At 55.7% G+C, this 15,324-nt stretch carries 12 protein-coding genes; 7 read left to right on the top strand and 5 right to left on the bottom strand.

What is annotated here, in order from left to right:
* The first annotated feature begins 1,399 nt into the window (after positions 1-1,399).
* Positions 1,400-3,874, top strand: a complete 2,475-nt coding sequence (locus SM754_RS18590) for a PIN domain-containing protein (protein ID WP_323677658.1) — start codon at positions 1,400-1,402, stop codon at positions 3,872-3,874.
* Positions 3,875-4,129: 255 nt separating this feature from the next.
* Here the strand turns inward: SM754_RS18590 and SM754_RS18585 are convergent, their stop codons facing one another.
* Complete coding sequence (locus SM754_RS18585) at positions 4,130-4,381, bottom strand: hypothetical protein (RefSeq protein ID WP_323677657.1); 252 nt, start codon at positions 4,379-4,381, stop codon at positions 4,130-4,132.
* Between the two features lie 51 nt (positions 4,382-4,432).
* Between SM754_RS18585 and SM754_RS18580 the strand changes: the two genes are divergently transcribed.
* Positions 4,433-4,633, top strand: coding sequence for a hypothetical protein (locus SM754_RS18580; protein ID WP_323677656.1), 201 nt, complete (start codon positions 4,433-4,435; stop codon positions 4,631-4,633).
* A 539-nt stretch (positions 4,634-5,172) separates the two neighbouring features.
* Positions 5,173-5,382, top strand: a complete 210-nt coding sequence (locus SM754_RS18575) for a hypothetical protein (protein WP_323677655.1) — start codon at positions 5,173-5,175, stop codon at positions 5,380-5,382.
* A 64-nt stretch (positions 5,383-5,446) separates the two neighbouring features.
* On the opposite strand, the gene SM754_RS18570 is transcribed toward SM754_RS18575, so the two are convergent.
* A complete protein-coding gene (locus SM754_RS18570; RefSeq protein ID WP_323677654.1) occupies positions 5,447-6,268 on the bottom strand; it encodes an IS5 family transposase in 822 nt (273 codons plus the stop codon).
* Between the two features lie 135 nt (positions 6,269-6,403).
* Between SM754_RS18570 and SM754_RS18565 the strand changes: the two genes are divergently transcribed.
* Positions 6,404-7,441, top strand: coding sequence for a hypothetical protein (locus SM754_RS18565; protein ID WP_323677653.1), 1,038 nt, complete (start codon positions 6,404-6,406; stop codon positions 7,439-7,441).
* Between the two features lie 330 nt (positions 7,442-7,771).
* On the opposite strand, the gene SM754_RS18560 is transcribed toward SM754_RS18565, so the two are convergent.
* Positions 7,772-10,081, bottom strand: coding sequence for a hypothetical protein (locus SM754_RS18560; RefSeq protein ID WP_323677652.1), 2,310 nt, complete (start codon positions 10,079-10,081; stop codon positions 7,772-7,774).
* A 220-nt stretch (positions 10,082-10,301) separates the two neighbouring features.
* Between SM754_RS18560 and SM754_RS18555 the strand changes: the two genes are divergently transcribed.
* The 3 genes from SM754_RS18555 (at position 10,302) to SM754_RS18545 (ending at position 12,663) form a co-directional block, all read left to right on the top strand.
* Positions 10,302-10,841: a hypothetical protein gene (locus tag SM754_RS18555; RefSeq protein WP_323677651.1), complete on the top strand. Its 540-nt coding sequence runs from the start codon at positions 10,302-10,304 to the stop codon at positions 10,839-10,841.
* Between the two features lie 92 nt (positions 10,842-10,933).
* Entirely contained in the window at positions 10,934-12,373 is a 1,440-nt protein-coding gene (locus tag SM754_RS18550) for a lamin tail domain-containing protein (protein WP_323677650.1), read from the top strand.
* A complete protein-coding gene (locus SM754_RS18545) occupies positions 12,370-12,663 on the top strand; it encodes a DUF3006 domain-containing protein (RefSeq protein WP_323677649.1) in 294 nt (97 codons plus the stop codon). Before SM754_RS18550 ends, SM754_RS18545 begins: the two co-directional genes overlap by 4 nt.
* Positions 12,664-13,083: 420 nt before the next feature.
* On the opposite strand, the gene SM754_RS18540 is transcribed toward SM754_RS18545, so the two are convergent.
* Both SM754_RS18540 and SM754_RS18535 read right to left on the bottom strand, forming a co-directional pair.
* Positions 13,084-14,199 carry a hypothetical protein gene (locus tag SM754_RS18540; protein WP_323677648.1) on the bottom strand — a complete coding sequence of 372 codons (1,116 nt, stop codon included), beginning with the start codon at positions 14,197-14,199 and terminating at the stop codon, positions 13,084-13,086.
* A gap of 104 nt (positions 14,200-14,303) precedes the next feature.
* Entirely contained in the window at positions 14,304-14,849 is a 546-nt protein-coding gene (locus SM754_RS18535) for a DUF8030 family protein (protein WP_323677647.1), read from the bottom strand.
* Positions 14,850-15,324 lie beyond the last annotated feature (475 nt).

Raw genomic sequence — 15,324 nt, 5'->3', positions numbered from 1 at the left:
CTCTACCACGCCTCGTTCCCACAACCGCCGAGAGAGGTCTCTACGTCGCCCCTCACCCCGTCAGGGGCACATAAATTGGCAGCACGACCGACCGATCTCGCACGCCGTCCGCGCGCTGGTCGACCGCCCACCACAGCGATTGCTGGCGGCCCCTGCGGGCTGTCATCACCCCGGGAACCACACCTGGAAGTTTCGAAAAGACAAACCCCTTGATGCTGGTCGTCTCGACGCCTGCCGGTCGTCGCTGGAGCGCAACGCGCCCGCCCTCGTGGTGGGCGCGTCCGATCCACGGCGGCCGGCTGGGTCGAGATCGCGACTCACGCACGTCGCACGCGGTGCGGGACGCGACGTGCGTGGGTCGCGAATCGCTCGCGGGCGGTGCGGACCGCGAGCTATCGACCGCTTCAAGGGGTTTTCTTTGGAACCCCTGGCGCGACAGCGCCTCGGGAAGCCACACAGTGGCACCGCAACCCGTGCGTCGGGGCCGGCGCGGTCGTCGGCCCCGGCGTACGGTGAGGTGTCTCCGACGGCGCGCTGCCCCGTCCGTCACGACGGTCGAGAACCTCGCCGCCAGGCGAGGAGTCGAGGTCGTCGTGAACGCAACGGAAGTCGCGACCGCTGTCGCGACCCCGTGGGCGGCGCGCCGAGAGAGAAGCCTGGAGGATATGGGTGGGCGCGGCGGACGCGCCGTGGGCGAGCACGCCGCCAGCGGTCGGCGGCGTGCGAGGCGTAGCGCTCGCGGCGGCCGACGAGGCGCGACCCCGCATGGGGTCGATACTGGAATCCGTGCGCGCGCTCAGCGCGTGCGCGACGACTCCCGAGGAGGGCGCCGCGAGGAAACGCCGATGCTGGATCGATCCGACCGGCGGTCACCGGCGAATGCTAGGCCGATCGGCCACCGTCGTCGTTCACCTCCGGTCAAAGGACGGTCGCACGCTCGGCCGGATTCGTGCGGGCCTGGTGGAATGCAAGGGCGAAGCCGGCTCGCGCCCGTTCGGGCGTGGTCGCTTCCGTCGACCCCTATCCGCGCTCGTGGTGCGGGGAGCGCGGATATGTCGTGGAGCGGCCGCGAGCCGGCTGAGGGCTTGCTGGGTGTTCCTTGGGAGATGAGGAGGGTAGTGGATATCGTCGAGTTTGTGGGGGAATGAGCAATCGGTGGGTCGGTGATCTGAGGTTGCGGTGATTCTGGCAAGTAGAAGTGGTGGTTTTCCGGATTGTACTAGCGAAGTGTATTGGAATGTGCTCGCTGAGGGGGAAGCGATTGGCATGGGGCCGCAATTGAGAGTTGAGATTGAATTGTCGCTGAGCGTTTCGTCTGGGGAGGATTGTTGGTTCTGAGTTGGAGTCTGAATCGGCATCGGTGAGAACCTATTTGTTGGTGACCTTGGATGGGTGAGTGATGGATGCTGATAGCCCCGATGGGTTTACGTTCTTACAGCGTCGGATTTTACATCAGTCGGCTGCTCACCCGGGTTTATCCTACGTCGAACTAGCTGACCGCGTTGATTGTTCGGCTTCCTATGTTCGAGATGTGGTCCAAAATCGCGGGGAACTGATTGCCGAACTGGAGTGGTTTCAAGATGTAGAGTATGGAGTTTCCTTCGCTCACCCGTACTCGATTCTTTTACCCGAAGGGATGTTTGAAGAGTGTCTGCTTGAGGAGGGTGATGTACTAGAGTTATCGTTCACTGTAGGGGATAGAGAGGAGTCGACATACGGACGTGTTGTACCGATTGAAGAGGAAATGGTCTCACCAGGGGGAACTGAACGTCATGCCCGAGTGCAGGGGGCCTATCATGCTGGACGTGCGTTAAAGCAGTCTACTCACGCTGCATTCGAAGAGCTTCCAACGCTTGATGACGGTCGAGCGAATCTGGCAAGCGCGGATGAATTCATCTCGTTCATCCAGACAGTAGAAGATATTTTCGAGAATTGCATCGATGGCGTCCAGATGATGGTGGGTGTGGGTATCATCGAAGTCCTGCATGGAGAACGGAACCCATCCAACCTGATCTCAACTCCTTATTTCGAGTTGGAGGCGGACTATTTTCGTGACTATTTCCTCGGTGATAGACCAGAATTGACGCATACCGAGCTCTACCGGAAAGAGGTCCACGAACCAGAAGAAGTCTACTTCACGTGCTACACCGAGCAATTAACTCCGGACGAAGCACAACAAGCGAGGGAGGAGATTCTCGATTATGGCGTGTTCAAATCGTCGTGGTACTACAAGATTCCACAATACGCAGCCTTAGTCGGACCGACCACCACTGATCCAACACCGGAGGTCATCCGCGTCACTGACGATGCACTACAGATTGTTCCAGGAATAAAGCAGCCTGTGATATTCGGGGCAGAAGACGGTAACGTGCCTCATCTTGATGTCGATACCGTCCATACGGCAATTCAGGAAGCGAACCCCCAATTCTCGGATCTAGCAACTCACTCGCGGCACTCTGCAGAGACCGAGGGTCTCCCCATCCGAAAAACCGGGGACCAACTCCTGTTTCTGTTCGACCAGGTTACATTGGTACTTGAGGCCAATGGCAACCGCATCACGTGGGAAGCCCCAGAAGGCATCAAGCGCGTGGAGACGATCAAGAAGGCAGTCACCGATATGATCAAGCAAAAGCTGGGCTGTGACACATATGAGTTCCAAAACCCAGAATATCCCCGCTATCAGCGACAGCAACACCAAGACTGGGTGTTCGACACAAACGCTCTATATCACGACCACGTCGATAATCAACCAACGAGCATTCTCCATACCCTATACACGCATGACTTTTTCTATGGCAGCACCATTCACATCCCCTACGCTGTCATCCACGAACTCAACAAACATCCTGAATCGGGAAGCGCCACAGAAGCCACCAACGACCAGGGCTTCGAAAACCTCTCGATGCTCCGAACCTTAGAACAGTTCGACTTCCTATCCGTTCACTTCCAACCTCTCCCCGAACGAATCCACGCAAATCTCGACAACAACGACATCGCAGATCTCCACATACTCGCATATACAGAGCACACCGAGGCACAACTCGTAACCGGCGACGGGTCACTACAAGAGCTCGCTCAACTCACAGACATCTCCGCTGTCGATATCCGACATTTCAACGGTCTCTCATCCCCAATTCGAGACGGTAGCTCTCCTGAATCGGATATCCTCCCACAGATCGGTGTTAACCTCCACACCAGAGCTGACATCCTCGCTGCTATCAGCGACATGATCAACCCGAACGCAACGCTGCCCGTCACTAATTCAGGGCGACAGTCAACCCGAACCCCGGAATCAATACTCAACACCTGGGTCTCCTCTGAATCAATTCTTCCCTACTACGATTCGGATGCTGACGATCTCAGTTACCGCCACCTAGAGGACGTCGTTGTCATCCCGACGCAATCCGCCCTCCGTCTCATCCCGGACTATATTTCGGAAAATCATCTCGATGTGTCCCTACTTTCTCAGCTATCTGCAGAGATGAACGAGGTTGATAACACAGAATTCCCATACTGCACCTTCCGAATTCCGACGGAGTATATCATTGATAATGCTTCCAACAGTAATCGGCCTTCAGAATTTAACCAAGATTTACTCGCTTTGTGTGAGGCACCGAACGCGAACTACGAATCAATGCCCGTACTCAGCTCCGGGCTCACACCTGAGACACTGGGAAGCACCACCAACAGCGATGAGGATGACTCCGGGGCTGGAGCGGCGTTTTTGAGTCGCGAGGATTATCTCGCCCTGTGTCTGGCGGTTACCTCGGAGTCAGCGTATCTACTCCTTCCGGAAACACAATCCGGACTCTGGAAGTTCTCGAAGCTCCTTGGGGTTAACGTTGTCACCATCGAACAATCGAAAAGCGAGTAGAGAACGGTAGGAAAAAGCGCCTATTCGTCGAACTCAACGACGACCGTTTCCCCCTCAGCATCCTCGTAGGTGAGCTTTGCACCGTTGAGATCTTCGAGAGTCAATGACTGGTGCTGGTGGGAGTGGTCAGTTGCGCTCATCGTGTACCTAGAGTATTACCGTCCGTACAAAAAAGTATTGTTCCTATTCTGACCCACTGAATCCCATTGTATTATATAGGGTCCGATAATCCCCCGGTCTGTCACTCATTCGATGTCACCGCATTGAAGGAGACCAGACGGTGGGGATTGTAGAGAGGTCGACTTCATCGAGAATGCGTTGATAGATTTTAAGAGCGGCTTTTTGGAGGTTCACATCGGGGGTTACGACTTCGTATTTGGTTTCCACGAATTGTTTGAATCCAGTTACGGAGTTCTCGACTTCGCGGTGGAGGTTTTCGATGCCGTTGGTAGAAACCTGGTCTAGCATTTTGATTGTCTGGACGGTCATTGAGGAGAGGTACGTCACGAAGGCGTCGGTGTCTCTGAGAGCTGCGGGGATGATTCCTCGGATGGCGTAGTGGATCTCGCTGAGTATCAATCGATAGAGGGCAGAGCTGTATTTTCGGAGCCGGTAGAAATAGTGGTTGTTCAGATAGCGCGTTCCTTTCCAAGCAAACTTGAAATTGAACGGAGTCGTCAGGAGGAAGCCTTCTGCGATGAATATGCAGGCGGAGGCGTAGAAGTCGAAGAAGAGTTTGGTTTTGATGTTGTTTACTGAGTCTGCTGTTTCATGTGCTTGATCAAGTTTGGTCGCGCTGATGAAGAGGTTCTGTCCTGCGAGTACGAATGCGGCTATTGAGGAGAGGTTTGTAGCCGTGGCTGCTGCTCGGGCAAATTTACTGTGTCCAACGTCGATACTAAAACTGTCTTCAACAACCTCAGTGATTTTGCGAAGCCGACGAAGCGTGTCAGGAGTAATCTGGTTGAAAGACTGTTGGACTGTCTGGGCAGCATCAAGATCGAGGAGTTCGGCGTCCGCAGCCGTTTCACCGACGGACGCAATCTGGTCTGCCAGCTGGATAGCTTGAGTTTTTGACTGGCGACTCGTTGCGTGTTGCCGGAGACCAGACTCAACCCTGGTTTCAATATCCGAAATACGTCCAGGAGGCTCTGTTGAAATCCTATTGATCCAATATTTGCCTCAATAGAATAAACGTCCGGTCGGCGTGTGATTGATACACTCGAATTGCCATGCGATAGCATGGCAAATCATATCTGGGAAACATTTATTATACACCACTCTAACAATCAATTCGTATGGGACTGTTCAGCAGTGATACATACCCCTGCACCGTGTGCGGGTCAGAAGTAACGAAAAGTGATGGCGGACGATGCCCCCGGTGTGAAGCCGCATTCCACTCGGAATGCCTCAAAAATATCGGGAACGTCAAAAAGGACTCTAAACTGATTAGGAGTGATAAGATTAAGGCAAAGTGTCCAAACTGTGGAAACGTGGACAAGTGGTGAATAGCAACAGAACGTAACTCTTGTGTGGGATTCGAGAGCGATACATCCCGAATATATCTGACGTTCAGAGTGACTTGTCGATGTTGTGAGTGAGACAGCCGACAACTAGTTCACGGAACTGCTTCCACCAGTGCCGTGAGCGGACGAATGCACCGTATTTGCGTTTGAGGCGAGAGTTCACGGTCTCGTTCTGACTGCGCTGACCGTAGAGATCGGCATCCAACCGAGCGTTCCACGCCTTGTGAAGAGACGAGAACTCGCGGTGCTTGATGAGCGGACGAACACCAGTTTCACGGGCTAATGCACGAATCTTCTTATCATCGTATCCCTTGTCGCCGAGGAGAACTGCTACTTCTCCAGTGTTTCGCTTGATGAGCCACGGAGCAATCTGCGAATCGTGTTTTCGCGTCGTCGTCACGTGTATGTCGAGAATCGTGTTCGACCTCGTGTCTACGAGAAGTGTGACCTTCAACTGCTGAATCGTCAGGTTCGTCCGCTTCGTGTAGTGTTTTGAGGCGTGAATCCGGTCGAAACCGGAGGCGTCGATACCGACGACACCGTTGGTCGGGAGTAGTGTGACCGAGAGATTGAGAAGGACACGCCAGACAGCCATATTGAGTCGGTTGAACGCTTTACATAGCGTTGAGGGAGACGGGAGTTCCTCCAGATCGATGGCGCTTCGAATCCGGGGCATCTCGATGAGTTCGTCGAGAAGCGTTCGGTACGTCGTATTCTTCCGAACCTTGAGACACAGCAGAACGATGTGTTGGTGGAGTGTGTACCGGCGTTTTGAGAACTTCGAGGAGTACCGAGCGATAGCTCGCCGAGCCAAGTGATACGCCTGCTCAACAAACCGGAGTAACCGCGACTTCGGTAGGGCCTGCATTCGGTCAAACTACCGGGCGAACCTGTAACCCTCTGAGGATTTCAACAGAGCCGTCCAGGATCTAATGTGCTCATAATGTGGTATGCGTGTGCAACGGATTTAAATCCTTTCCGAATATTAACATTACAGGAGAAGATGGGACAGGAGGCAGATGAACCCCCACATGAGAAAGTTGAGAGAGTGAGACAAGCTTTCGAAAGGATAGGGAGACGAGAGCTATTGGTGGGGACTGGGGTGGCGGCATTCGGGTGGCATGCGATTCCGATACCAGGTGCTGTCGACCGACAACTCACAAGGGAAGAAAATCGGCTGGAAGCCTTGTCGGAGAAGGTGGACGAGACTGATTTGAGAGATCCGAGAGGAGTTTTGGGGCTGTCCGGTGAGATTCGTGACCGCGTTCAGTCTGTAAAATCGACACTCAGTAGCGATTCAGTCGAAGATGGAGAGGTGATTGCGGGCACTCAACGCGATCTCTCGGAGGTCCTGAGTGGAGACGAAACAAGCTCAGACGACCGATCTCGCACTGCACGGAGAATAGCGACCCTCCAAGCAGGCGTCCAGTATTACGAATCACTACTGAAAGCACTGCAAGCGAGCAGTCATCTACAACAACAGCTTGGCAACTACGAAATTACCGCGCTTTATAACACGGGCACTCTGACACGCAGCCCTCCAGGAACGTTCCAGACGGACCATCTCCAGAATCGAGTTGAGGAGATTGAACGGATACAGGACGTAAATACAGATGCTGTAGACGACCAGCGACTGAGTCGACTGTTGCCAGCCACTGACGTGGTGCGGACCGAAGTAACCGGACAGGTAGAGATCTTTGAAACGTTTAGGGCGGCTCAGCGGTCCTATCTCCAGTCGGGAGCCAAAATCGAGGCCGGAGCCCGACACCACGAGCAGTCAAAGTTGGACAAAGCCAAGTCGAAATTCGTCGAAGCGAATCGAGCAGCAACCGTGGAGATTCGGGAAGACAACGAGAAGTACACCCTCAGGAGGGGTGCCGTCTCCCTTGGCGACTATAAACAGATATTCAAGCGACGCCGAAACGGAATTGAGATGCTCATCAAGGCGTGTGACACCTCGAAAGCCCGGGAAAAGCGAGAGAATGCGTTCAATAAGGGGCTTGATCATCTATTCCAAGCGCGACGGATAATACGAGCGTAGGAAGCTAATTCGCTTAGGGCATTTCGAAGGTTGCTTCGCTTCGCATTTCAACAATAGATAGTCAGGCCACACTTGCATTGGCGTCGTGATTCTGACCAGCCGGTTCACGCCCGTAACGCAAACCTGCCGCGAACGCTCGACCGAACTCCCGGTGTCCTGGTGGATGCAAGGGCGAAGCCGGCTCGCGCCCGTTCGGGCGTGGTCGTCTCCGTCGACCCCTATCCGCGCTCGTGGTGCGGGGAGCGCGGATATGTCGTGGAGCGCCCGCGAGCCGGCTGAGGGCTTGCTTGGTGGTGTCGACTACAGGTGGAGTCCGCCAGAGAAGAGGTGCTAGGTGCGTCGGGCTGCGATGAAGAGGATTGCGAGGATGGCGGGGAGGAGGGTGAATCCAGGGACAGGGCTATCCTCGAGGGGTCCGTCTCCGTTGCCGGGTTCTTGCGGTGAGTCGCTGGGGTTCGTCTCCGTGGTGGACTGGGTCTGTTTGGTTTCTGGTTGCGTGCTCGGAGCTGCGCTGGTTGATTGGTCGGCCAGCGTGGTCGTTGTCGAGGTTGTGTGTGTGGTGGTTGAGCTGATAGTTGGTGCGGTGGTGGTCGTGGTAGTGGTGGTTGGTTGGGGGGTGGATTGTTGCGAGAGGGGTTTACCAGCGCTGCGTTGGTGGTAGGCTTGGAGGTGGGTGGCGCGTTCCTCGATGAGGGTACGGGCTTCAGTCGCGACGGTCTGATAGTCGATGTCGCCGACGCGTTCGGTTTCGTGGATGACGAGGATGGATCCCTCGGGGAGGCTTTCGTTGATGCGGCTCGTCGAGACGAGTTCGCCCGTGAGTTTGTACCGACCACTCTCCTCAGTGAGGGGTGTATCTTGATGGGTGGCTGAGAGCCCGATCACGGGGAGGACGTCGTCGCGAGTCTCGGGGACGGTCGTCCACATGATGCCGCCGTCAGCGAGGACGTCCACGGCCACGTTCACACAGGCAGGACCGTTCGGCGTCTGGACAGTGAGCATGTCTTCACTACACTGTGTCGTCGTTGCGTGTTCGGCGGTCTCTTGGACGCTGACTCGCGTCTGATAGACGCGACCGGTGATGGTGACTTCATTGCCGTCCAAATCGGCTGCATTCGACGTGATCGCGGAGACCGAATTGTACTGTTTGGACTGGAACTGTGAGTCGACGACGTAGAGTGAGGGTGCGTCGCGTTCGTCGGCGTACGAGATGAGGCCAGTCGTGTCGAGCGTGGTAGCGAACTCGTAGGCGCGACTCGATGGATTGAGGACGACGCCGTCGACGGTTGCTGGTGCGCTCGCCCAGTACTGGTTTTCGAAGGTGAACGTCGGCAAATAGGGCGCTTCGGGGTTCTGGAGGACGCGCTTGGCGGTCGTCGCATTCGGGTATTGGGCCAGGGTTCGCGCTTGCTTCGTCGAGTCCTCGTAAAGTGAGGTGGCGCTTTTCGGGTTTGCGACGAGCGCCCCGATCGTCGTACTTGCGGTGACGTCATCGCCCTGGTCGGGGTCGGTCAGTACCGAGACGCGGCGGTACTCGGTGGAGACGCGAACGAGGTCAAGTCGGTAGTCGTCAGGCGTGTCTTGGATTGCTTGAACAGTCGCGTCGCGGCCAGTCTGGTCGTACGAGACGCTGGTCGCGATTGCGACGTCGAGTGTGAAGTCCTGATACGAGAGTGCTGCATCGGTGCCCTGGCCCTGAACGCTGGCGATCCCCTTCTTGGGAGTAGTCGTGGTGAAGACGAGCGTTAGCGAGTCCTGCGTTGCCAGGACGAACGCATTCATCGATCCGTCGAGCCCGAGCTGGGAGCGATAGCTCTCGACTTCGTCTTCGAGCGATGTCGGCGTCTTGAACACGACTCCGGTAGTGTCGATCGTCTCCGTCTGTGACTCGACCGTGATCGTCCGAGAGGTGCTCGCGGAGACGCTTTGGTCGGCGATCGTCCCGGTGGCGGAGACCGTTAGTTTTGTTTCGCCACTCGAGGTGAAGGCGTGTGAGAGCGACACCTCTTTCGAGTCGCCGTCACTGAGTGTGATGGTTTTCGAAGCGACCGTTCGACCGTCTGCTTTGAGAGCGACTGTGACGTCACCTGAGACAGTGGTGCCGGAGATTGTTGGGAGGCTGACGGTGCTCGTGATGGTCGTGGATTGATCGACTGTGGTCGTCGAGGGTGCGGACGTTGACAGCTCGAGGGAGCCGATATCGGGTGTCGTGGTCGATTGACTCTCGACGCTGAGGGTTTTGGTGACACCAGCGTTGAAGCTCTGGCCAGCGATCTCGGTACCTGCGGTGACGCGGACTTCGTGACTGCCGCTGTTTGCGAAGGTGTGCGTGAACGTGGTCTGTGTGGTGTCACCATCGGCGACGGTGACGGTTTGTTCGCTGACGCTGTTGCCATCGACGAGGAGGGTGAACGTCAGTTCGGTTTCGTACGAGCCGACGAGGTCGGGGACGGTGGCACTGGCGCCGATCGTGGTTTGTTCGCCAGCCGTTGGTTGTGAGGGGAGGGTCAATGAGACGTCGAGTCCGGAAGAGTTAGTGGAGGTGTGAGTAGCGGCTGTGAGGCCCGTTATTGGGGGTGCAAGCACTACAAGTCCTATCACGAACAGGAGTGTTACTCGGTTCAAACGATCAAGCGTCATGGTCGTACCTTACTCATCAGTCTGATAACAGTTGTGGCAGGCAAAATCGGAATCTGAGTGCAACTATCGTATCACGGAGAAGGGGCGGAAGTACCTTCGCAGAGAGATTGACGCGCGCGACGACAAATAGGTTAACGTAGGTAGAGCTCCCGGGGCGAGCGTAGCGTACTCGTTCTATGCGGCCGGTATATTCAAAACCTGAAGGTTTGTGGGTTAGGCCATGGCATCGCGACGTCGGTATCTCGGGGCAATGAGTGGGTTACTGGTCTCGGTGTCGGGGTGTTTGTCGAGCATCAATGAATCGACGGAAGAACCGACAGAAACCGAAATCAAGGATTTGGACTACGACGGTGTTCCCAAATCAGAGGACGATTATCCCGATAATGCTGCGGCATCGAAAGAAATTATCGATATTTCTGAATCAGTGACAATCCCGCCCACTGAATTTGAACCGTACCAAATTACCGCCGAGAAACCGGGCCAGATTAAATACGAAGCCATCTCCAAGGGCGGACCGATTGACATCTTCTTCATGGATTCCAAGGACTACACGAAATGGCAGAAAAACGACGGTGATGCCGAATATAGAGTAGTGCTTTCAAAAATCAATACTGCGTCACACTCGACCGCACAACTCTTACCGAAGGGTGATTGGGTGCTCGCGTTGGATCACACCACGGCACAGACGTCACCAAACGCAGAACCGGTGGACGTCAAGTTCAATCTCAATGTCGGGATCGACGCGCGCGACGACGAGTAGGGAACGAGATCGAAGAGATACGGAACCTATTCACGGGACCTGAGCACGAAGGTTGGATGGGGCTCTTTACACTGGCTGTTGTAGGAGGAAGTATGGAAATCTCGGGGCGAACTCTACGTGTACTCTTGGTGGTTTTCGTGGTGGTGTTGGCGGGGTGTTCGAGTGCGGTTCCCGTGACGGAGACTGAGCCGGGTGGGAATGTGGGTGAGTCGACGGCAGACGCGGGGACGAGTAGTGGTGGTGGGGTGAATGGGTCGCTGGAGGTGCATTATATTAACGTGGGACAGTCATTGAGTGTCCTCGTTATCGGGCCGACGGGGGAGACGCTCCTCTATGATACCGGGCATTATCAGGACGATGGCGAGCACGTCCTCCAGTACTTACGGGCTCACAACATCACGCGAATCGACCACCTCGTCGTCTCGCACAACGATGCGGATCACATCGGTGGGAATGCGGCGATCATCGAGTACTTCGAGACGGAGGCGGACGGGATTGGTGCGGTGTATGATCCAGGGATTGCGGCGAGTACGCAGACGTATAGCCAGTACCTGGATGCGATCGAAGCGCACGGCGTGACGCTGTACGAGACGCGCGAGGGGGATTCGATCCAGTTCGAGGGCGTCGATGTCGGCGTGTTCGGGCCGCCGGAGCCGTATCTGGAGAGCGAAGCACGTAACGAGAACAGTATCGTGCTGAAGCTCGCTTTCGGGGAGACGAGCGTGCTCTTGACGGGTGATGCGGAGGATGACCAGGAGGCGTACTTGGTCTCGGAGTACGGTGAGCGGCTGAATGCGACAGTCCTGAAGGCAGGGCATCACGGGTCCTCATCCTCAACCAGTCCCGGCTTGCTGGATGCAGTCCAACCACAAATCGTGGTCATCTCGAGTGCGTACGACTCGCAGTACGGGCATCCGACGTCGGAGATGCTTGACCGGTTGAGTGCGCGTGGGATTCCGGCGTATTGGACGGCGACGCACGGTGATATCGTGCTCGCAAGTGATGGTGAGCGAGTGTCGGTTCGAACTCAGGCAGAGGCACCGACGGACCCCGATCAGCTTCGAGAGGGTAACCCGGTAGAGCCGAGTATGAGTGGCGAGGTTGTCGAACGCACCGTCCTCAACGGACGCAGTCTGCAGACGGAGACTACGACGACGGTCGCGACGGACGGTGGCACGACTACGATGAGTGGGGCTGGTGGTGCGCTCGCAGTGCGGGAGGTGCATGCGGATGCCGAAGGCGCTGATGGGGAGAATCTCAACGACGAGTACGTCGTCCTCGAGAACACTGGCAGCAGCACACTCGACCTCTCCGGGTGGACGATCGCGGATGAAGCCGGCCACACGTACACCGTCCCCGAGGGTACAACGCTTGCCTCGGGTGACACCCTAACCGTGCACACCGGGAGTGGGTCCGATACAGCCTCTGACCTCTACTGGGGCAGTGGCTCCCCCATCTGGAACAATGGTGATGATACCGTGATCGTGCGGAATAGCCAAGGTGACGTCATCCTTGAGTACACGTACGAATGATCGACCTCGATGACGGCACCTACACGGCAGTTGTAGATTCGATCGAGGATGGCCTCGCCACCATCTTCTACGAGGAAGACGGCAAGGACGTCGCCAGCGAGGTCCGAGACGCAGGCGACCTTCCAGAAGACGGGCGGCACGCAGACGCTCTCTTTACAGTCGACGTCCTCGACGGCGAGGTCATCGACTGGACCTACAATCCGGCGGAGACAGAGGAGCGTCAAGAGGCCGCTCAAAATCGCTTTGATCGATTATCGAGTCGCCCGCCAAGCGAAGACGACGAATCGTAGGAACGCTGTGTGACTCCGAGAGTATGGCACCGAGACGACGTATTATAGGGCCGGTGAATTCGAAGCGGTTGACGCCTCGGGGTGAGACAGACAGAATGGCAGGCAGGTTTATCTCCAAGGGGAGGGATCCAGCGCATTGAACGTACGTAATCGAGCGCCAGCTTCGGGAGGTATCGATTGTTTCGAGGTGGGTTCGGGCCTGCTCGGGCATAAAGTGGTCGGGGTAGATGAGAGCAGAGAGGAGCGTGGGTGTTCTGATGAGTCTCGTTCTTCGAGTGACGCGTGGAGACCGAGTTGATTAAACTCGTCGCACAGTATCCAGTCTGCTTCGAGTTCTTTCTCCAGCGTGACGATGGCGTTCTCACCGTCATCTAATCGAAACCCGGGATCAAGGTCGACGTTGATTGCCTCGGGGTACTGTTAGTCCTTGGATGCGAAGGGCGTGATTCCGCATAGTGTATACTCCGGAATGCCCTCGAAGAAGTCCTCCGCGATCTTACTGAACTGCACCAGTGTGCCGAGTCCGTGATGCATCACTTGTTCGGGCTCTACACCGCCGAGTTCGATGTCCTGAATCGCTTCTTGATCAAGGTTCCCGAGGTCATGATGGTCTAGATAGGCAGTGAAATCCGCGATATGATTATTAACTATCGACGCGGATATCCCGACCCCGGTTTGAGTAATGGTAATTTGGAACTCTTTCTCCGTCGACTCTGTGAATCGATAGTCAGTGACCACGAGATGGGTCAGCCCTGAGTATAGCTCCGAATCATCCTCCACTGATTCGAGATCAAAGTAATACCCGATAGCTGGTGATACCGGGACGACATAGTCAACCGGAAGTGGACTACCAACCGTAAGTCCGTAGAGCGATTCAGCAACTCTTGAGCACTCGCGTAGTTTCCGATAGTACTCGTCTGTCGTGCCGATTCCATTTCCTCCGAAGGTCTCGCCGGTCATGCGGTCGATTTGTTTCGGAGTACTGGCACCAGCGAGGATCTGGAGTTCGATATCAGAGACCTCCCCGTCTTTAGCAGCAATGTACTCTTCGAGACTCGGATGGTACGAATCGACATTCGAAAGGTTATCTAGTCTTTCTCGTATAAGAGAGGTGGACTCTGGAGTGGAGGTGCCAGAACCGGACTCTTTGATAGAGCTGTCTCGCTGAAGAGTATCGGCAAACTCCTGGAGTTCTTGCTTGAACTCTCCTCTATACGAGTCGATAAGTGAAAATAGAATCTCTGCCTCTTGATTTGAGAATTGAGGTCCGTCTCCGCCACGGATTGCTGATTCAATAGCAGGTGCACTCCCAAGTGTGGGGCCGGAGTTCTCGGTCCAGTGGAGCCCCGCGTTGTAGAGTTTCCAGGTTAGTTCACCCGGTACTTGATCGCCCGCCTGGTATCCGAGTTTTTTGTACAAATTGGCTGTGACGCTTGGAGTCTGTAAGGGGAGTGGATGAGAGAGGGATTCTACGGACGCGTGCACATAGAATCCATCCTTATGATAAGAATCAGAGTACGATTTAAGTACTGGCATACCGGGCTTAGAAGTCAAATATGCTTAATGATTGTCCCGGGATTCGAAATATCGCGAACATAAATTGAATGCTCAACCAAGAAAGTTCCATCAAAGAAGACGGGTTAACAAACAGCCATCCCCGCTCCCCCGTCACCGTTGTGATTGCCACTACCCGATTGCCACGGCCGTAGCGCGAACCCGCCACGGACGCTCTCCAGCGACTCCCGACACCGAACTACGAGCTCGGCGTCTTCGTCGCGGTGACACACCGTCACTAGGTCCTCGCGCACCGTCGCCCGCGACACAGTCTCACTTACCCACCCATGCCGTAGCACGTACCGATGTCGCTCGAACACCTCTCCGCTCGACCCCGGCACCGCCAGGTACTCGATCCGCTCCACACCACCAACGGTTCGACGGCGATACGCCACCCCCACCGGCTCGTACTCGAGATCTACCAGGAGGTGCTCGACCAGCGAAAGCGTTCGCTCACCTGACATACGCAACGGAAGCGCATGCACAGCACGCACCCCGTCTCTCGACACCTCCGAACTCGACACTACTTCACCGAGTCCACCATCCGCAAGGTCACCCACCGCCTTTATCATAAAACTGATATATTCACTGCTCGATGCACCACGATCCTCACCACCAAGGTCACTACTCATCTCTCCACCCCCTCCCGGAGACCAACAAACAACCCCCACCCACACATCATCAACAGTCTGATACAACACCCCGAGTATCCACCATCCAATACACATCCACCCTCCTCTGTGCCCACGGCCACGCACACCCCTCGCGACAGCCCGATACCCCCACTCCTTCGGAACTTTCACCACCTGAAAACCAGGCCAAAACAGCACCCCACCGATTCTAATCGCTCCCCATCGAATTTAAGCCGCTTAGATTCGGTAGGACATAGTAGAACCTAGCCAGCTCCGGTAGGACCGTCGAATTCGCACCTCTCAGGCCTTCTTATCGAATCAGCACCCGGAAACACCCCGTATAGACCCACGCTCGGGACTTCGAATACCAATGTAACGGCCGTAAATCCGCTTAGATTCGGTAGGGCCGCCTCTAATTTACTGGGAGAGGAATCTAATGGACGGATGTCGAGAGCGAGAGGGAGTCCAGATTCAA

Source organism: Halorubellus amylolyticus (genome assembly GCF_034808145.1).
Lineage (GTDB): Archaea > Halobacteriota > Halobacteria > Halobacteriales > Natrialbaceae > Halorubellus.
Note: the sequence above shows the minus strand (reverse complement) of the source record. Positions and strands in the feature narration are given on the sequence as shown.

Bases quoted from the DNA above. Each gene is read 5' to 3' on its own strand.
- SM754_RS18590 (WP_323677658.1), top strand. From the start codon at position 1,400: ATGGATGCTGATAGCCCCGATGGGTTTACGTTCTTACAGCGTCGGATT.
- SM754_RS18575 (WP_323677655.1), top strand. From the start codon at position 5,173: ATGGGACTGTTCAGCAGTGATACATACCCCTGCACCGTGTGCGGGTCA.
- SM754_RS18570 (WP_323677654.1), bottom strand. From the start codon at position 6,268: ATGCAGGCCCTACCGAAGTCGCGGTTACTCCGGTTTGTTGAGCAGGCG.
- SM754_RS18565 (WP_323677653.1), top strand. From the start codon at position 6,404: ATGGGACAGGAGGCAGATGAACCCCCACATGAGAAAGTTGAGAGAGTG.
- SM754_RS18560 (WP_323677652.1), bottom strand. From the start codon at position 10,081: ATGACGCTTGATCGTTTGAACCGAGTAACACTCCTGTTCGTGATAGGA.
- SM754_RS18555 (WP_323677651.1), top strand. From the start codon at position 10,302: ATGGCATCGCGACGTCGGTATCTCGGGGCAATGAGTGGGTTACTGGTC.
- SM754_RS18550 (WP_323677650.1), top strand. From the start codon at position 10,934: ATGGAAATCTCGGGGCGAACTCTACGTGTACTCTTGGTGGTTTTCGTG.
- SM754_RS18545 (WP_323677649.1), top strand. From the start codon at position 12,370: ATGATCGACCTCGATGACGGCACCTACACGGCAGTTGTAGATTCGATC.
- SM754_RS18540 (WP_323677648.1), bottom strand. From the start codon at position 14,199: ATGCCAGTACTTAAATCGTACTCTGATTCTTATCATAAGGATGGATTC.
- SM754_RS18535 (WP_323677647.1), bottom strand. From the start codon at position 14,849: ATGAGTAGTGACCTTGGTGGTGAGGATCGTGGTGCATCGAGCAGTGAA.